The organism is Neorhizobium sp. P12A (genome assembly GCF_008365395.1).
In the GTDB taxonomy this organism is placed as follows: domain Bacteria; phylum Pseudomonadota; class Alphaproteobacteria; order Rhizobiales; family Rhizobiaceae; genus Rhizobium.
On record NZ_QOVX01000008.1, the window covers coordinates 111,626 to 127,218 of the forward strand.

Sequence of the window (15,593 nt, forward strand, 5' to 3'; positions counted from 1 at the left end):
CGGCGTCATGCAAAGCGGGCGCTCTCTTCCTTGGGAACGATGAAGACGCGGAGCGGTACCGCACGACCACGCACGGCGATTTCCCTGCTTTCGATCCCTGACAGATCGGCGCCCGAAAGGGCGGCTACGGGCTCTGAAAGGACGAGTTCGGTCTCGAATTCCTTGGCCGCGCTTTCCAGACGGCTCGCCACGTTCACCGTATCTCCGATTGCCGTCAGGTTCTTCACATTGCCGTAGCCCATGGAACCGACGACAGCGAGGCCGCTATGGATGCCGACGGCTATTCTTAGCGGTACCGAAAGCTCTTCAGCCAGCTCTTCGCTCAGGCGATCGACTTCCCTGATGATCGTGGCCGCAGCCTTCAAAGCCTGACGGCAGGCTTCGTCAGGCGGATGGCCAAGGCCGAAAAGTGCCATGGCACCGTCACCGATGAATTTGTCGACCCGGCCACCTGCATCCTCTATCGCCTTGCCGACGATGGCGAAGTACCGGTTCAGGAGGAAAACGATGTCGAAAGGCAGCCGTTCCTCGGTCAGTGAAGTGAAATGGCGCAGATCGCAGAAAAAGACGACAATTTCCCGCTCCCGGCCGGGACTTGTGGTCTGACTATAGGTCGGAATAGCGGACTCCGACATCGGGACGAGCAAGGGCACCACGGCAACGTCGTGCGTCGGGCGAAGCTGGCAGGCGAGCCGGATGTCGGGAGTGGCGCGAATGCGATTGAGCGTTTTCTGCTCAAGCGGCTCCGGCGACGGCAACGAGTCTGCACCGTCGACGACCTGGACCCGGCATGTCGAACATTGTCCCTTTCCGCCGCAGACGGAATAATGCGGTATTCCGCCGAGACGGCTTGCCTCCAGCACCGTGAAACCGCGAGGCACCCGGATGTTTTCGCCGCCGGGATAGCGGATCGATATCTGATGCGCCCGTTCCGACCATCGGCGGGTCACGCGCAATCCAAAGAGGGCGATGAGTGCAAGGGAGAACGAGCCATAAAGCGTCACGCGATAGGGCTGGATGTCGCTACGTATTTGATTTCCAGGGACCGACTGGCTTTCTCCGAAGCTACGCACATCGCTGTAATAGCCGCCGACGTAGCCGCGCTCATCCTCCTCGGTGGAGATATAGATAAGCGTCCGGCCCATATTGGCGAAGCCGAGCAGCGCAAGCACCGGCAGCAGGATGGCGACCGTCAGCACCACGGGTGTGATACGCGTGTACCATGGCCGGTATCGCAGCCAGAAATGGACGCCGATACAGCCGTGAATCCAGACGGCGAGCAAGGCAAGCGTCTGGCGAATGCCATCGACCGGCGAGCTGATCCAGAGCGTACGGACAATCGAGTGATAATTGTCCACGTAGCCGTAGATGTCGTGTACAACGCGCGTCCCGAGGACGTGATCGATCAGCAGGAGAGGGATCAGCAGACCGGTGACGATCTGAAATGCTTCTCCGAGCGGCATCCGCAGCGTGCGCCGCACATAGAGCGTACGCAGGACCAGAAGCACGTGCACGATGACTGCGCCGTAGAAAACGACAGTTCCGATCGGGTTGCGCCAGATGGCCAGAAATACGCCGCGTCCTGCCTCCGCAGCCTTGAGCGAAATCAGCCCCAGCGAATGGTTGCTGAGATGCATGGTCACGAAAAGGAATATGATCAAGCCGGATCCGAGGCGCGCCTTTCGGATGAATTGATCGGAGAGGAAAGGGTCTGTCTTTGTGGTCATCAAATTCGTTCTGGTGGCCTGTTCACAAGGCAGAGGAAACTGAATAATGACCGCCGGGCACCCTTTGCAGACGACACATCATTTTTCATCTAACTTCTATGAGAGATTCTGTCGAGAATGCACGGCTACGCCGAAGTGATAATTGCGATGAATATGCCAAAATTGAGTGCTATTGTCACGTTTGCGACCCGAGCCTGCCTGATGGCCCCTATCACGCAGTCGGCTCGATGAAGATCGCTTTCTACGCTCCCTTGAAATCGCCCAATCATCCCGTCCCCTCTGGAGACCGGCTGATGGCGCGACTGCTGATCGCTGCCTTGCAGATGGCCGGGCATGATGTGGAGGTCGCTTCGGAGCTCCGGGGTTTCATGGCGGTACCGGTCGATGATCCCGGCAACGAGGTGGTGGAAGCGGCACGGCAGGAAGTAGATGGCCTGCTCGATCGATGGAGGCAGACCGGGGCGCCTCCCGATCTCTGGTTCAGCTATCACACCTACTACAAGACGCCGGACCTGCTGGGGCCTGTCATCGCCTCGATGTTCGGTATTCCCTATATCACCGCCGAAGCCTCCTACGCGAAACGGCATGACGCGAGCGGCTGGGCGGCAAACCAGCGTCTTGTGACGGAAGGCGTGCGCCAGGCAGCGGTCAATCTGTGTTTCACCGAACGCGATCGGGCAGGTCTCGTTGCCAATATTCCCGACGGCCGCTACGAGCGACTTCTTCCCTTCATCGATGTCGAGCCTTTTCGCCAGGCGAATAGTCAGGGAGATGATCGAAGACTGGTCACGGTGGCGATGATGCGCCCGGGCGACAAGTACGACAGTTACGTCATGCTCGCCAAAGCCCTTGAGATGATCCGCGATCGCGACTGGACGCTGACTGTTATCGGCGGCGGACGGGCGTTGGCAGAGGTGCAGGCCTTGTTTTCTTCGTTTGACCCTGGCCGCATCCTCTGGCTGGGCGAGCGCTCGGCCGATGAAATCAGGATCGAGCTGCAAAAGGGTGGCATCTACGTGTGGCCGGGTTGCGGCGAAGCCTATGGGCTTGCTTATCTCGAGGCGCAGGCAGCGGGTTTGCCGGTCGTGGCTCAGTCGACCGCCGGGGTTCCGGAGGTCGTCGTCGACGGGGTAACGGGGCTGCTTACACCGGAGGGGGATGTGAAGGCACTGTCGCAAGCCATAGCGCTTCTGCTCGATGACAGGGCACAACGACGCGAAATGGGGGAGGCCGCGTTCCGATTCGTGCACGATGAGCGATCTCTATCCGTCGTGTCGCAACGTCTCGACGCCATCTTGCGACATTATCTGGGAACACATCATGACCGATGAAACAATCTGGCAGCCATTGCGAGACGAATTGAAGCGGTGGGAAGATGCGGGCAGGGCGGTCCGCTTCTGGTTTCGCGACGATGACGCGGTGGAGCCGACGGAAGCGCTTGATCAGCTGCTAGCGTTGTCCGACCGGTTTTCGGTACCGATGGCGCTTGCCGTTATACCTGCTCCGACCGGCGAGGCGCTGGCCGTCCGGTTGGCGGATCAGTCCAGGATTTCCGTTGCCGTGCATGGCTGGACGCACAAGAACCACGCGTCCGCTTCAGAAAAGAAGCAGGAACTTGGCTCTCACCGCCCCACGGACCAGATGCTTGACGAGCTTCGCCGTGGCTACAACAAGCTGCGGTCGCTTCATACCGTGGGTTTCGTTCCAGTCTTCGTGCCGCCCTGGAACCGGATCGCTTCCAATCTGCTGCCCGAACTGCCTGGCCTCGGCTATCAGGCGCTGTCCGTATTCGGCATTGCCAAACCGGGGGCGATCGCGCAGGTCAACACCCATGTGGATATAATGGACTGGCATGGCACCGGCGGCTGCCGACCGCACGCCGACATCGTCCGGGATATCGTGAGGCAGCTCGATAACCGCTTCCAGGGCAACGAAGAGCCGATTGGCATTCTGACCCATCACCTCGTCCACGATGCAGCCGCTTGGGACTTCATCGAGACCTTGTTCGACGTGATGTCGGTCAGTCGTGCCGGCAGCTGGCGGCCCCTTGAGGAGTTTCTCGACTAAAGCTGCAGAGTTTGCTCGTCGAAGGCGACGAAAGCGCCGGGGAATTCCGCTTGCGCCGCAGCCTGAATCTCGTCCAGCTGATCGTCTGTTCGTTCGGGCGCATGATGGAACATGGCAAGGCGTTTTGTTCCGGCGAGTTTGGCGAGCTTTATGCCTTCCTGCCAGGTCGAATGACCGAAGCCGAGACGCTTCGGCATTTCCGCATCGGTATAGGTCGCGTCGTAGATGGCTACGTCCGCATCCTTCATCAGGAAAAGCGCGGCATCATCGGCTTTGCCGGCCATATGCTCGGTGTCGTAGACCAAGGCAACAATCCTGCCTGCCCATTCGATGCGGTAGCCAATGCATCCGCCGGGGTGATTGAGAGTCACGGTCCGCATAACGATGCCGGGATGCGGCTTCAGGACGTCGCCGGCCTTGAAGTCGTGAAAGCCCAGCGTGGCACGGCATATTTCCGGATCGACCGGGAACCATGGCGGACGCATGAACTGATCAACGAGCTCATGCGTCGTGCTCTTGCCGGCAAGGTGACCGGACCAGAGATTGACGGTCACGTCAGAGGAATAAATCGGATCGAAGAAGGGAAGGCCGATCATGTGATCGTAATGCGTATGGGTGAAGAAAAGGTCGATCTCGCCGATGCCGTCGGTCCGGAGCGCGGCAGCGGCTTCCCGAACACCCGTTCCAGCATCGAATAGAATTCTTCTGCCGCCGTGCCGCAGCTCAATACAGGACGTATTGCCACCATAGCGATCAAACTCCGGGCCTGACACGGGAATGCTGCCCCGTACTCCCCAGAATTTGAGTTCGAAATTGTCGTGTTTCATGCGCACGTTGTTACCAGTCCAATCCCCGCCAACTCAATCACACTTTCGTCGTCGTGCGAAGAGTGCATTTTGCGCAATATTTAGTGTCAGGCGCAAAGCGCGTTCGCAAAATCCCTGTTTGGAAGCAATTGTGGCATGGGCAGGTTAGGATTCCACAAACGCTTCATTGAAGCCGATGTCATGCAACTGTCATTAAAATGTCGCCAAACTGTCATTTCGCCTGTCTAAATGTCGCCTTAATTGATCATATCAATCCCCGGTTTCCGATGAATGTTTCGACCCGCCCGCCGCTTGCCGCAGTCTCAGCGGCGGCCCTCGAATTGAGCTATGGGGCGACATCCATCCTGCGCGGGATCGACTTCTCCTTGCCCTCGGGAAAAACGCTGGCGTTGCTCGGCCCATCCGGCTGCGGCAAGACAACCTTGCTGCGATTGGTGGCTGGCCTGCTTGCGCCGACCAAGGGCCGCATCTCCATCGCGGACCAGTTGGTCGCTGACGCGTCCAATGGCACCTTCCTGCCACCCGAGAAACGTGGTCTCGGCATGGTCTTTCAGGATTATGGACTCTGGCCGCACATGACGGTTGGTGGAAATGTCGCTTTCCCCTTGGAAATGCGCGGACTGAACAAGACTGATCGCGAAACCCGCACGATGCGGGCCCTGGAACGCGTTGGCCTTGCTGCCTATGCGACACGCAGACCGAGCGAGCTCTCAGGCGGCCAGCAGCAGCGCGTCGCGATTGCTCGCGCGATTGTCGCCGAGCCTGCGCTCATCCTCTTCGACGAGCCGCTCTCCAATCTGGACCGCGAGCTGCGCGAGACGATGGTCGACGAGATCGGCAGCCTCATCTCGAGTCTCGGCCTGACTGCTATCTACGTTACGCATGATCACAGCGAAGCGTTGAGCCTTGCCGACGAGGTCGCCATCATGCGCGCCGGCCGGATCGAACAGCTGGCGTCGCCTGATATTCTTGTCGATCAGCCGGCGAGTGCCGAGGTGGCCGATTTTCTCCGGCTTGGTTCCGTGATGGCCGTGGAGCGTCGTGATGGGGCCTGGTATCTGGCCCAAGGCGGAGTGCAGATTGCCGCCGATGATAGCGTGCCCGCCGATACCACCCACGCTCTTCTTCCTGCGCGCGCGATGGAAATTGCCGAGGCCTCGCAATCTGCGATCGCCGGGAAGGTCCTCAGATCGCAATTTCGCGGTGATGGCCACATGGCGACGGTCCTTGTCGGATCGCCCGAGAGCAACGCCGAACTGCAATTGATCAGCAGAACGAGACTTCGTTCAGGAGACCATGTCGGTCTGCGGATCGACCCCCAGCGCATTTGCTGGTTTTCACGCCAAGCACATAAATAAGAGGAGATTTTCCAAGATGTTTAAATCGATCAAAAGCATGGCGCTTGCCGCCGTGGCTGCCGCAATGATGGCCGGCGTCGCCCATGCAGACATTACCGTCTATACCGCAGGTCCCCAGGACCTCATCGACAAGCTCTCCCAGGGCTTTACCGCCAAGACCGGCATCAAGGTCAAGGTATTCCAGGCGACGACCGGCAAGGTCATGGCCCGCATTGAGTCCGAAGCCGCCAATCCTGTTGTCGACGTTGTCATCTCGGCTTCCTGGGATACCGCAACCGATTTCGCCAAGCGCGGCTGGCTCGTTCCCTACACCAGCCCGAATGCCGCCAAGGTTCCCGACTTCCTGAAGACCGACACCGCCGTCGCCCAGGGTGTTTCCGCTCTCGGTATCGCCTGGAACCCGAAGAGCAACACGCCGAAGCCGACCGAGTGGGCTGATCTTGCCAAGCCGGAATACAAGGACCTCGTCAACATTCCGGATCCGGCCCAGTCTGGTTCTTCCTTCGAACTCACCGCCGCTCTCGTCGGCATGGACGGCTGGAAGCTGTTCGATGACCTGAAGGCCAACGGTGCCATCGTTGCCGGCGCAAACGCCGACGCTCTGAACCCGGTTCTGCAGGGTGCCAAGGCTGCCGTCTTCGGCGCAGTCGACTACATCGCGCTCGCAAGCAAGGCGAACGGCGAGAATATCGACGTTATCTTCCCAGCTTCCGGCACAGTCATTGCGCCGCGCCCGGCCATGATCCTCAACTGGTCCAAGAACCAGGACGATGCCAAGAAGTTCATCGACTACATGCTGTCGGATGAAGGTCAGAAGGCTGTTGCCGACGACTATCTGATGCCGGCCCGCACCGATGTTCCCGCCAACCGTCCGCTGATCAGCGACCTGAAGGTCATCAAGATCGACACCGCGGCGGTCTATGGCAAGCGCAAGGAAACGTTGAAGGAATTCGCGGACAAGTTCGCGAAGTAAGATTGAAGGCAGGCGAATGAAGACGAACGGCATCAGCGGTGCTGCCCCCGCCGCATGGGTGGCAGCGATAGGACTTGTCGTCCTCGTCGGGGTGCCGTTCGTCGCAGTCGTCCTGCAAGGCATCTTTCCATCTCTCGGGCAGGGCTCCTTCGCGGCGCCCTTCTCGCAGCTCATCGCTACGCTGAGCGACAGCGCGCTCCTTTCGATGAGCGGGAACACGCTGATCCTCGGCGCGTGTGTCGTCCTGCTCTCGGCGCTTGTTGCGGTACCGCTCGGCATCTGCCGCGCGCTTTACAAGGTTCCGTTGGCGTCTTTCTGGGACGTCCTGCTGCTCGTCCCCTTCATGATTCCGCCTTACATTGCGACGCTTGGCTGGATACTCACCCTGCAGCCGCGCGGCTACCTGCAGCAGCTTGCCGGCTTCAATCTGGCGCCGATCCTGTTCTCGTTGTTCGGCATGACCTTCGTCATGGCGATGAATACCTTTCCCATCGTCTATTTCGCGGTCTCGCGTACCGTCGAGGCCGTCGGTTCGCGCTATGCCGATGTGGGTCGCGTTTTTGGCGCTTCTCCGGCGCGCGCCTTCTGGCGCGTAACGCTTCCGCTGTCGGCGCCCGGCCTTGCAGGCAGTCTTATGCTGGTTTTTGCAGCCGCTATCGAGGAATACGGTACGCCGGCGGCGCTCGGGGGCAGGACGAAGTTTCAGGTGCTTGTCACCGGTATCGATCTGCGCATCTCCGATTGGCCGATTGACCTGCCTGGCGCCGCGATACTGTCGCTGATGCTGGTCGCCATGTCGCTGATCACATTCCTGCTGCAGCGCTGGATATTGGCGCGGCGCTCCTATGAGACGACTGGCGGCAAGCCGCAGAATAAGGACAAGCGGCCGCTCGGAGCGCTGGGCGTTCCCGTCCTCATCGCATTTGCCGTCGTGGCATTTCTTGCGACCGGCGTTCCTCTCCTCGCGATCCTTGCGACGGCGACATCCAAGACGATCTCCGGCGGCCTGGCGCTCGATAATCTCGGCCTGAAGAATTTCGTCGCCGTCTTCAACAATGGTGCCGGTGCCTTGCAAGCGCTCGGCAACAGTTTAGCGCTCGGCATCGGCACAGCCCTGCTGACCGGCGTCATTGGCGTGCTGGCCGCCTATACCACGGTCAAGACACGCTATCGCGGCCGCTGGCTGCTCGATGTGATGACCATCCTGCCGAACGCGCTTCCCGGCATCGTCGTTGCGGTCGGCCTGATCCTTGCCTGGAACGCGCCGGGCCTGCCGTTCACGCCCTACAACACGCCTTTCATCCTGCTACTCGCCTATTGCTGCATCCTGTTGCCCCAGCCGGTGCGCTATACGACAGCAGCATTCCAGCAGATCGGTGACAATCTGGAGGCCGCCGCCCGGGTCTGTGGCGCCAGCAGCTTCACCGCCTTTCGCCGGATCATGCTGCCGCTGGTTTTCCCGAGCCTGGCGACCTCGATGCTGCTGGTCTTTGCGGTCGCCTCGCGAGAGCTGGTTGCCTCTGTCGTTATTGCCCCGGTCGGCATGCAGACGATCGCCACTTTCATCTGGCGTCAGTTCGAGCAGGGGTCCATTGGTCTTGGCATGGCCATGGCGTTCATCGCCATATTGATCACGACGCTTCTGCCGCTCTGCCTGATCGGCGTCATGCGCCGCACCAGCGTTATCCAGGACTAAGAAATGAAGATCGAGGCAATTTCGGGCTATGGCGGCAAGACGCCGGCCTGCTTTCTGGTCAAAATCGAGGGGAAGCGTTTCCTGCTCGATCTCGGCGAAGGACCGGAAGCCGGCGTTTTCCCCGATCTTGCAAAGCTTGGTCGTATCGACGCGGTATTGATCAGCCACAGCCACAAGGACCATATCGGCGCATTGCCTTTGCTGGATCAGATCGGCTCCCCGCCGGTTTATACCACTGCCATGGTTCGGGAGATTAGCGCGCACTCCATGCTGAATGTCACACGCGATCTGCCGCTTCAGGGTGCGATCGATATTCTCGGTGTTGCCGTTGAAACGGGCCGCGCATCGCATGCTCCGGGAGGCATCTGGATGAGGATCGGCGGGGAGGGCGGCGTGCTCTATACCGGCGATTGGACGCGCGAAAGCGCACTCTATGGTCTCGATGACTTTCCACGGGCGGCGGCAGCCATCTGCGACGTTTCCTATGGCGATCACGAAGAGCCCTTGTCGATCGGGATAGATCGTATCGCCAAGGAGGCGCTGAGTGGCCCGCTGTTGCTGCCGATGCCGCCTGCGGGGCGGGGTCTCGATTCTGCCGTCTTGCTGAGCGAGGCGGGTTTAAGGGTCGGCCTATGTCCTGCCCACCGAAAAATCGCGGAAAGACTTGCCGCGAGCGGCCGGGGCGAGGTGTCCGCGACAGCCCGGCAGCGCCTGACGGGACTTTTGGAGAAGGCGGCAACGCTCCATGGGGATTCTTCGGCCGAGGGCGTGATGATCGCTGCGGCGGCCGACGCCGGCGATGGCTTGGCTGCTAAGCTTGCTGCCCGCTTCGCCGATAACGACGCGGTCAGGATCATTTTCACCGGTCATGTTGCCGACGGCACGCCGGGAAAGGCGCTGATCGAGGAGGGCATAGCAGGTTTCGCCCGGTGGAATGTCCACCCGCGTGCCAGCGATATTCGCTGGTTTGCTGACCTCGTGCAGCCTCGTGTCATTCTGCCGGCCTTTGCGGGCAAGCCGGCGATGACCCGCCTTGCCGCGCTCTATCCCGACCTTTCGTTCAGCGGGCCGACAATCGACATCTGAAGCGGGACAATTGCGGAAGCGCCCTAAAGGCTCGTCGTGATGCCGCCATCGACCATCAGCATATGGCCGGTCACGAAGGACGACGCGTCGGAGCAGAGAAACACCGCCGCGCCGATGAGTTCCTCCACTTCGCCCCAGCGGCCCGCCGGCGTTCGGGCTTCCAGCCAGGCGGAAAATTTCGGATCGTCGACAAGCGCCTGATTAAGCGGCGTCTTGAAATAGCCGGGCGCGAGCGCGTTCACCTGCAGCCCGTGCCTTGCCCAATCGGTCGACATCCCCCGCGTCAGATTCCTCACTGCGCCCTTGGTCGCCGTATAGGGCGCGATATTGGGGCGCGCGAGTTCGCTTTGAACCGAAGCGATGTTGACGATCTTGCCACGCCCCCGGCGGATCATGTGGCGCGCCACCGCCTGGCCGACATAGAAGATGCTCGAGACATTCGTCTTCAGCAGCTCGTCAAACTTATCGACGGGAAAATCCTCGAGCGGCGTGCGGAACTGCATGCCGGCATTGTTTATCAATATGTCGATCGGTCCCAGCTCCGCTTCGATCCTCACGACACCATCGGAGACCGCCTTTGGGTCGGTGACGTCGAACGCGACACAGTCAGTTTCATAGCCTTCCGCCTGCAAAAGTCGGGCTGCGGCCTGCGCTCTTTCCTCATTGCGCCCGTTGAGCACGATATCGGCTCCGTGCTGGGCGAGACCGAGCGCCAGAGCGAAACCGATGCCTTGGCTGGAACCCGTCACAAGTGCGCGACGACCGCTGAGATCGAATAGGGGGAAGGCCACGATCTTATCCTTTGCCTTGCGAAGGCAGCTTGAGAAGCAGACCGCATTAACTACGGCTCTACCCATTAAGATATTGAGCTGGCATGACTTGTCGACCATGCCCGCGTAAAAACACGCTGAATTCGTGCAAGGATTTAGGAGATTTGGCAGCTCCGCGGAGGCTCGGCACAGATCCCGGATATTGTCGCTCTGACGATCAGGGTCTGCCGAAATGGCCCTTTGGCCTGTGATCGAAGGACGTGAACGGCTCCGGCTGCGGTTCGGGAGCGGCATCAAGCTGCGGCTCAGAGGACGCATCGAGATAGCTCATGATGCTGTCCACGTGGTTGACCTGTGATTTCAGGCTGTCGAGCGACTTGCCTGTCAGGTTGGTGCCGGCCGGCAGATCGGCGGTCAGCGGATTTTCGTATCGGCCGTTGACGCGGAGCTCATAGTAGAGATGCGGACCGGTTGAGTAGCCCGTCGAGCCGACATAGGCGATCACCTCGCCTTGCTTGACACGCTCGCCGACCCTTAGATCGTCCGGCGTGGACGCAATATGAGCGTAAGTCGTCTCATAGCCGCCATCGTGGCGGATGCGAACATATTTCCCGTAGCCGGTCTCCCAGGAAATCTTCTCGACCATGCCATCGCCGGCCGCGAGGATCGGGCTTCCCATCGGTGCGCGGAAGTCGACGCCGTTGTGGAACTTCTTCACCCCGAGGATCGGATGGATACGCCAGGCAAAGCCGTCGCCGAGCTTGCCGCCCGGAACGGGCCGATGTGCCAATACCTTTGCGACCGAATGACCATCTTCGTCATAGAATTCCGACGCGCCGTCCGGCGTGTCCCGATGCAGATAAAAGCGGTGCGCCTCGTCGCCGGAATGGAATTCGATGAACATCAAATCCGTCTTGTTGTTGCCGTCGGACTTGCGGAAAAGAAGATCGACGCTGTCGGGCGCATCATCGCTGCCGTTCAGCGGCACGCCGTTGGCGTCGGCAAGCTTCATCAGATCGTTGGCGGTTACTTCGGAGAGCCCGGCTTTTTCGAGACGGTTGCGCAGCCCCGCCGGGTCGTCGTCATCAAGACCGTTCAAATCGATCGCGGCAACCTCCGAGGAAGAGGGCGCATCCGGCTGGCTTTCGCTATAGAGGGTCGAAAAAAGCCGATCGTCGGAGACGGGTACGAAGCTGTCCGAGTCGTCGCGGGCGACGACCTTCGCGTTACCCTTTTCCCCGTTAAGCTTTGCCATGATCAGCTTCGGGCGGCCGTTTTCCGAATTCTTCTCCATCAGGAGCTCGAGGCTGTTGCCCGGCGCAACCGCATCCGTCGCGAGTGCCCGCTCCAGCTCTTCCCGGTTCTTGTCGCTAACGCCTGCCGTCTCGAGGATGTCCGCCAGCTCCTGGCGGTTCTTCGGCATGGAGACCACCCGCTTGAATTCGCGGGTTGGCACTGCGCCCGCGTTTGCAACGCTGACATTCAGGGGAACACCCCTCACCGGGAAGCGGGAGCGTCGCTGGGACACGAAGGCATCGGGCTGCGGATAGACGCCACTGCGAAAATCGGCAAAGACCGGTGTCGCAACGAGCGCGCCATCCTGTTGGCCTTCGCCTTCGTAATCGGCGTTGACAATGCCACTGCGATCTTCGACATCTTCCTTGAAAACGAGCGTCAGGCGATGGTAGGTGAAGATCTGGGTCTCGCCTGTCGACACCTGCTCGGCCACCTGGGCGAAACGCGCACCATCAAAACGACGCCGCATCGCCAGCCGGCTCGTTTTCGGCATCGCCGGCAAGGACTGGACGATCTGTGCCGGATGAACGGCAACCGCAGGTGCAACGATATAACGATTTACTAGCGGGTAGAGAACTGCGGCCAGAAGGCCAAAAGATCCGATCGCACCCAGCCAGACTGCGATCAAATGCCGGGCATGTGCCGACCGCGGCATGAACGGAAGGTGAAACGTTTCATGGTGGGGCTGTGCAACAAGGGCCGGTTCCGCTGGGAATTGGATATAAAGCGGATTCTCGGCCATTTATCTGTGTAACCTTGCAGATTATATCGGCGCCCAAACTAGGGCGGAACATGGCAAAATGGGGGCAATTATTACGCAGCTATTAATTTTCCCTGGTTTTATCGTACCCAACCGTAATGTCAACAATGACCGCCTTTCCTTGCGTCAACCTGTGATCGTGTCGTAGAGCAGCTTGAAATTCAAAACGAGGATAACCCCGGCAACGCACCACGATAGAATCGCGACGCTTTTGGGAATCACGAATTGCCCCATCTTGCGCTTGTCGGTAACGAACTGGACAAGCGGAATGACCGCGAAGGGCAGCTGCATCGAGAGGATGACCTGGCTGAGAACAAGCAAGTCGGCAGTTCCCTTGTTACCATAGAGGGCCGTGACGAAAACGACGGGGATGATGGCAAGACCACGCGTGAGAAGCCGCCGGGCCCAATGCGGGATGCGCAGCCGCAGAAAGCCTTCCATGACGATTTGACCGGCAAGTGTCGCCGTAACCGTGGAATTGAGACCGGAGGCCAAGAGCGCAACCGCAAAAAGCGTCGAGGCGATCCCAAGGCCCAGCAGCGGCGACAGAAGCTCAAATGCCTGGCCGATCTCTGCCACTTCGGAATGGCCGCTGTCATGGAACGCGACAGCTGCAACGATGAGGATCGAGGCGTTGACGAAGAGGGCCAGCATCAGCGCAATCGTACTGTCGGCGGTTGCCCATTTTATCGCGTCACGCCGGCCCTCGTCGGTGCGCTTGTAGGCGCGGGTCTGCACGATCGAGGAGTGGAGATAGAGATTGTGCGGCATGACGGTCGCGCCGATGATGCCCATGGCTATGTAGAGCATCTCGGGATGCGTCACGATCTCTGTCGATGGGATGAACCCGCGAAGGATCGCTGCAACGGGGGGAGCGGCAGCCGCGATCTGGATCGCGAAACAGATAGCGATGACGGTCAGAAGGGCGACCACGAAGGCTTCCAGGAAGCGGAAGCCCTTGCTCATCAACAGTAGCAGCAGGAAAGCGTCGAGCGCCGTGATGAGTGCCCCGGCGACCAGGGGGATGCCGAAGAGCAGTTGCAGTGCGATTGCCGTTCCGATGACCTCGGCGAGATCGCACGCGATGATGGCGAGTTCGCATGCGATCCACAGCGCGATATTGACCGGCCTCGGATAACTGTCACGACAGGCCTGTGCGAGGTCGCGCCCGGTGACAATGCCAAGACGCGCCGATAGGGCCTGCAGCAGGATCGCCATCAGGTTCGACAGCATGATCACTGTCAGCAGCGTGTAGCCGAATTGCGCGCCCCCGGCGAGGTCGGTCGCCCAGTTGCCGGGATCCATATAGCCGACGGACACCATGTAGCCGGGGCCAAGAAACGCGATCAGCCGCCTGATCCAGGAGCCTCCTTGGGGCACATGGATGGAAGCATTCACTTCAGGGAGGCTCGGTCTCGCATCCTCCGCAGGATCGGAGAATTTCCACGTGCGCCGCGAAATTGCGGCATCCTGAACATCAGACATAAAACACCCAGGGGAGGATCAAATTGTACGGAACTAAATAAATATGATTCTTATAAACATTATGCAATAGGCTATATTCTATACCCATGGCATTTTTAGGCCATAACCGACCGAAGCCCGGAAACCCGGGAAGAAATCGTCACGCGCTTTCAAAATCGAAACCGGTGCTATAATGATGCAAGCCGTTTCGTGATTTGCTCAGGGGGAGAGGCTTGTCGGCTGCAAGACGATCCACACACCGGGACGCGCCGCTACCGGACGCGGAAACCCACTCGGAAGGATTCCGGCAGACCAGACAGGCGCGCCGTGGCGCCCTGGTGGAAGACTATGTGGAACTCATCGCCGACCTGATCGACGACGGAAACGAGGCAAGGCAGGTTGATATCGCCGCTCGCCTTGCGGTCTCGCAGCCCACGGTCGCCAAGATGCTGGCGCGGCTCGCGGATGAGGGCCTGGTTTCGCGCAGGCCCTATCGCGGCGTTTTCCTGACCGAGGCAGGCAACAGGATCGCGCAGGAGATTCGTGCACGCCATCAGACCGTCGAGGCATTCCTACGCTGGCTCGGGGTTAGCGCGGAAACGGCCAGAATCGATGCTGAAGGCATCGAGCACCACGTCAGCTCCGAGACGCTGCAGGCCTTCAGGCGGGCGATGAAGCGGTAGACGTCCGGCACGGTAAATACGTGCCGCCGCGCTCTCAAACTATTCTGCTGCCTTGTCGTGCTTCGAAATAGAGTCGCGCACGACGCCGTATTGGCTGCCCCATTGGTCCGTCATCGAGCAACGGATGTCCCAGAGTTCGGGGAAGAAGCGGTGGCGGGCTCCGGCCTCCAGCAGGTCGACCGGCCGGCCCTTGAGGGATTTCGAGCCGAGCCCGATTGAGCGATGGATCAGGTAGACGTGGTGGGCGCGGAATTTCTGGAATAACTCATCGAATTCGATCAGTGATTCCGCAACGACATAGCTGTCGTCGTGATCATATTTCGTATCGTAGACGTCTTCGACAGACAGGCCACGCTTGTCGAGATAACTTGCCTTGAAGGCCCGCCAGAGGTCAGGCGGCATGCGCAGCAGAAATTTGAAACCCGGCGATTCCTGGCCGCTGCCATTTCCGAGCTGCAGACGGATTTGCTGATATTCCTTCGGCGACATCGTCTCCAAGAGATCGAGCTGCGCCGTCATCATCCGCATCAGCCGATGCACACGGCCCATCAGCGTCACGATGCGGTGCGTGTTCTCCTCCTCGATATAGCCGATGACGTCCACGAGAGTGTAGGCCATCAGCTTCATCCACAGCTCTTCGACCTGATGGACGATCTGAAACTGCAGTTCATCCGCGTTGGCCATGTCAGCCAACGGCTTCTGACAGGCAAGCAGCTTGTCGCATTGAAGATAGACGCCGTAGTCGCGCATTTCCGGCTGTTCGATGCGAGCGTAGTATTCTTGCTTCTGCATGTTTCGTTGTTCCCCTTTGTCGGCGCCCTGGCCAGCGGCATGTTTGCCTAGAATGTACGATACGAAATTTTTCGCCGAACATTGTTCCTATTTG

General features: G+C 59.8%; 13 protein-coding genes. 7 read left to right on the forward strand and 6 right to left on the reverse strand.

What is annotated here, in order from left to right:
- Window positions 1-5 precede the first annotated feature (5 nt).
- Window positions 6-1,727: an adenylate/guanylate cyclase domain-containing protein gene (locus DTW90_RS21835; protein ID WP_149340886.1), complete on the reverse strand. Its 1,722-nt coding sequence runs from the start codon at window positions 1,725-1,727 to the stop codon at window positions 6-8.
- 227 nt (window positions 1,728-1,954) lie between these two features.
- Here DTW90_RS21835 and DTW90_RS21840 point away from each other — a divergent pair, with 227 nt between their 5' ends.
- Window positions 1,955-3,058, forward strand: coding sequence for a glycosyltransferase family 4 protein (locus DTW90_RS21840; protein WP_149340888.1), 1,104 nt, complete (start codon window positions 1,955-1,957; stop codon window positions 3,056-3,058).
- Entirely contained in the window at window positions 3,048-3,794 is a 747-nt protein-coding gene (locus DTW90_RS21845) for a polysaccharide deacetylase family protein (protein WP_149340890.1), read from the forward strand. Before DTW90_RS21840 ends, DTW90_RS21845 begins: the two co-directional genes overlap by 11 nt.
- Here the strand turns inward: DTW90_RS21845 and DTW90_RS21850 are convergent.
- The gene (locus DTW90_RS21850) at window positions 3,791-4,621 is read right to left on the reverse strand and encodes an MBL fold metallo-hydrolase (protein ID WP_132525706.1); all 831 of its coding nucleotides are present in this window, start codon (window positions 4,619-4,621) and stop codon (window positions 3,791-3,793) included. The two genes, DTW90_RS21845 and DTW90_RS21850, sit on opposite strands and share 4 nt — an antisense overlap.
- Before the next feature lie 266 nt (window positions 4,622-4,887).
- Between DTW90_RS21850 and DTW90_RS21855 the strand changes: the two genes are divergently transcribed.
- Genes DTW90_RS21855 through DTW90_RS21870 form a run of 4 tightly spaced genes read left to right on the forward strand, consistent with a single transcriptional unit; the run spans window position 4,888 to window position 9,734 of the window.
- Window positions 4,888-5,979: an ABC transporter ATP-binding protein gene (locus tag DTW90_RS21855; RefSeq protein ID WP_149340891.1), complete on the forward strand. Its 1,092-nt coding sequence runs from the start codon at window positions 4,888-4,890 to the stop codon at window positions 5,977-5,979.
- A gap of 16 nt (window positions 5,980-5,995) precedes the next feature.
- A complete protein-coding gene (locus tag DTW90_RS21860; protein ID WP_149340893.1) occupies window positions 5,996-6,952 on the forward strand; it encodes an ABC transporter substrate-binding protein in 957 nt (318 codons plus the stop codon).
- Between the two features lie 16 nt (window positions 6,953-6,968).
- Window positions 6,969-8,648 carry an iron ABC transporter permease gene (locus DTW90_RS21865; protein WP_149340895.1) on the forward strand — a complete coding sequence of 560 codons (1,680 nt, stop codon included), beginning with the start codon at window positions 6,969-6,971 and terminating at the stop codon, window positions 8,646-8,648.
- Window positions 8,649-8,651: 3 nt separating this feature from the next.
- Window positions 8,652-9,734, forward strand: coding sequence for an MBL fold metallo-hydrolase (locus DTW90_RS21870; RefSeq protein WP_149340897.1), 1,083 nt, complete (start codon window positions 8,652-8,654; stop codon window positions 9,732-9,734).
- Window positions 9,735-9,757: 23 nt separating this feature from the next.
- Here the strand turns inward: DTW90_RS21870 and DTW90_RS21875 are convergent, their stop codons facing one another.
- From DTW90_RS21875 to DTW90_RS21885, 3 genes are all read right to left on the reverse strand, one after another.
- Window positions 9,758-10,525 carry an SDR family oxidoreductase gene (locus DTW90_RS21875; RefSeq protein ID WP_149340899.1) on the reverse strand — a complete coding sequence of 256 codons (768 nt, stop codon included), beginning with the start codon at window positions 10,523-10,525 and terminating at the stop codon, window positions 9,758-9,760.
- Window positions 10,526-10,721: 196 nt separating this feature from the next.
- Window positions 10,722-12,542: a M23 family metallopeptidase gene (locus DTW90_RS21880; RefSeq protein WP_149340901.1), complete on the reverse strand. Its 1,821-nt coding sequence runs from the start codon at window positions 12,540-12,542 to the stop codon at window positions 10,722-10,724.
- Between the two features lie 144 nt (window positions 12,543-12,686).
- Window positions 12,687-14,045: an Nramp family divalent metal transporter gene (locus DTW90_RS21885; RefSeq protein ID WP_132525720.1), complete on the reverse strand. Its 1,359-nt coding sequence runs from the start codon at window positions 14,043-14,045 to the stop codon at window positions 12,687-12,689.
- A 212-nt stretch (window positions 14,046-14,257) separates the two neighbouring features.
- Here DTW90_RS21885 and mntR point away from each other — a divergent pair, with 212 nt between their 5' ends.
- Window positions 14,258-14,707 carry a manganese-binding transcriptional regulator MntR gene (gene mntR, locus DTW90_RS21890; RefSeq protein ID WP_132525722.1) on the forward strand — a complete coding sequence of 150 codons (450 nt, stop codon included), beginning with the start codon at window positions 14,258-14,260 and terminating at the stop codon, window positions 14,705-14,707.
- 39 nt (window positions 14,708-14,746) lie between these two features.
- Here mntR and DTW90_RS21895 read toward each other — a convergent pair whose 3' ends face one another.
- On the reverse strand, window positions 14,747-15,499 hold the full coding sequence (locus DTW90_RS21895; protein ID WP_132525724.1) for a tryptophan 2,3-dioxygenase family protein: 753 nt from the start codon (window positions 15,497-15,499) through the stop codon (window positions 14,747-14,749).
- Window positions 15,500-15,593: the final 94 nt, after the last annotated feature.